The organism is Bacillus cereus (genome assembly GCF_002567495.1).
GTDB lineage: Bacteria > Bacillota > Bacilli > Bacillales > Bacillaceae_G > Bacillus_A > Bacillus_A cereus_AQ.
Genome location: NZ_NVAP01000088.1, coordinates 1 through 2,247 on the forward strand (window position 1 = coordinate 1; position 2,247 = coordinate 2,247).

Consider the following 2,247-nt stretch of genomic DNA (forward strand, 5'->3'; position numbering starts at 1 on the left):
CTATAGGGTACATTTTATATTAAGAAGAAACTTTTTTAAGACTACTTCATAGAAATAGTTGCCTCTACTGGATAATGATCAGAGTAATCATTATACGTATATTTTTTGAGCCATGATGTAACAGTCCATTGTGGAGACTTTGGCTGTAACACCTTATTCTCTACATTCGATGGATTCGCATGGTCTTTACTTGCAATAATATAATCTAAATACTCGGCAGGACTATCCGGGAAATTGTATTTTGCAATACTGTTTGTCGTTGCATCCCAAGTTGCTGTATGTCCAGTGTAAGATGGAATAGAAGCATGTAATGTTTTAAACATAGATGCATACTCTGAATCACTATTGTTCTCTGCATTTATTTTATTTACGTTCATATCCCCACCAATTAACACATACTCATTATTTGGTATATTTTTATTTTTAATAAAATCTTGAATTTCTTTTAATTGGTTTGTACGTACAGATGCTGGTGAGGTTTTTCCACACATACTATCTTCAGCCTGCAAATGCGTCCCAATTACGTGAACGAAACGATCATTCTTCTTAATTTTCGTGTATACAAATCCTTTATTCGATAAATTATCTGGCCCGCATCCTTTTGAAAATACATATTGAATCTTTTCAGCGATCGGCCATTTGCTCACAATCGCAACGCCGCCATCTTCAGGAGTTGAAGATGAATAGTTTCCTAACGTTTTATCCCATTCACTTCCACTACTACGACCTAATACCGCTGTTTGATTTGGGTATTCTTTCTTCAAATTTCCTAACAGACGATCTGATGCGCTATTATCAAACATTTCATTTAATATAACAACATCTTGATTCTTAACATAATCCGCTGCCCCGATTAAATCAGCACGCTCAGTTTGTCCCCAGTTCGGATATAAGTTTGTTGATAGCATATACACATTATGCGTCATCACTTTTAAAGTATTATTTTGATTTATAGACGTTTCTGCCTGAGCTGACGTTCCGCTATATAAAGCTCCTAAACCAATCCCAAAGCTGAGCATACCTTTTAGCAATTTACCTTTCACGTTTCATACCTCCATGTATTGTATAGTGATAAAAAGGCCAAATACTCTATTTTGAGATTTGACCTTTTTCAAATACTTAACGATTTCCGTACGTATCAAACCAAAGCTGAATGTATCCAGCAGTAACACGTTGTGCATCCATTAAACGCTTACCTGTCATTGGTGTAACTTCAGCGCGCCATTTATCTGCATATTCTTGTGATACAGCTGCTCTCACGAACCAATCTTTCGTATTATCATTTACAATGCCAGCGTAATCTTGTTTCGCAACTACTGCCGCTCCATGAATCCAATCTTCTGGATTCGTACCTTTCCAGTTCCAATATCCATTTCCATCTGTTACTTTATAATTATCTTTTATCGTATCTACAAAGTTTTCATATTTAGAATGGAATCCTTGTGGATACGAAAGATTCGTAAAGTTTGCCGCATGCATCGGTTGGTTTACATCCCCTAAATAATGAAGAGATAATCCTAAATAGAAGAATGCTTGTTTCATATCTTTATTTTTGTAAGACTCACCAGCTAATTTAAAATATTTAGCTCCAGTTTCCTTTGCCTGCTTTGCATACGGAATATAAGTTTTTCCATTGTCAGGGTCATAGAAATGTGAAGCAAATGTGCTATTATCATAATAAGGATTTTCATAGTCAGCAGCATAAATACCGTTCTCTAATTCAGTACGCCATTCATTTAATAGTGCAACTCGATCTTGTTTTACAAGTGTTGTATTACGAGACATAATATCAATTGCACGGTTTACAATCCATAAATGAGAATTTACGCCTTCTTTATGTTTATCTTCAGCAGACCAGCGTGGAATAACTCCAAATTTCTGTCCCCCATCATTTTCATGAGCAAATGCAACGCTTTGTAATGGCGCTACTAATGTAATAGCTGCTGCTAAAGCAAGTACTTTCTTTTTCATATAAAATCCTCCATTTTATAATTGAATTATTGTAAACATTTTGTTAGGATCCTATGATGTCGTCCGGTTAACCTATGACTAGAATATCCCACCTTTCACGAAATTTCTATCACTAAATTAAAATATGCAAATGTTCATATCATTATAACTTTATACACAGTGAATATAATGAATGAATACACTTTCATTTTAATAAACTATTATTAAGCTACTGCAAATCCTTGTCTAAACTAATGTAAAAAAAGAGTAAAGCATCTTAATCTGTACCCTTTGTAA

Annotated in this window: 2 protein-coding genes; both read right to left on the minus strand. The window is 34.5% G+C overall.

Annotated elements, in window-relative coordinates:
- Window positions 1-41: 41 nt before the first annotated feature.
- Entirely contained in the window at window positions 42-1,019 is a 978-nt protein-coding gene (sph, locus tag COK05_RS30080; RefSeq protein ID WP_255290373.1) for a sphingomyelinase C, read from the minus strand.
- A gap of 100 nt (window positions 1,020-1,119) precedes the next feature.
- Window positions 1,120-1,971 (minus strand): phospholipase CerA, encoded by an 852-nt coding sequence (gene cerA, locus COK05_RS30085; RefSeq protein ID WP_098615439.1) that lies wholly within the window; start codon window positions 1,969-1,971, stop codon window positions 1,120-1,122.
- Window positions 1,972-2,247: the final 276 nt, after the last annotated feature.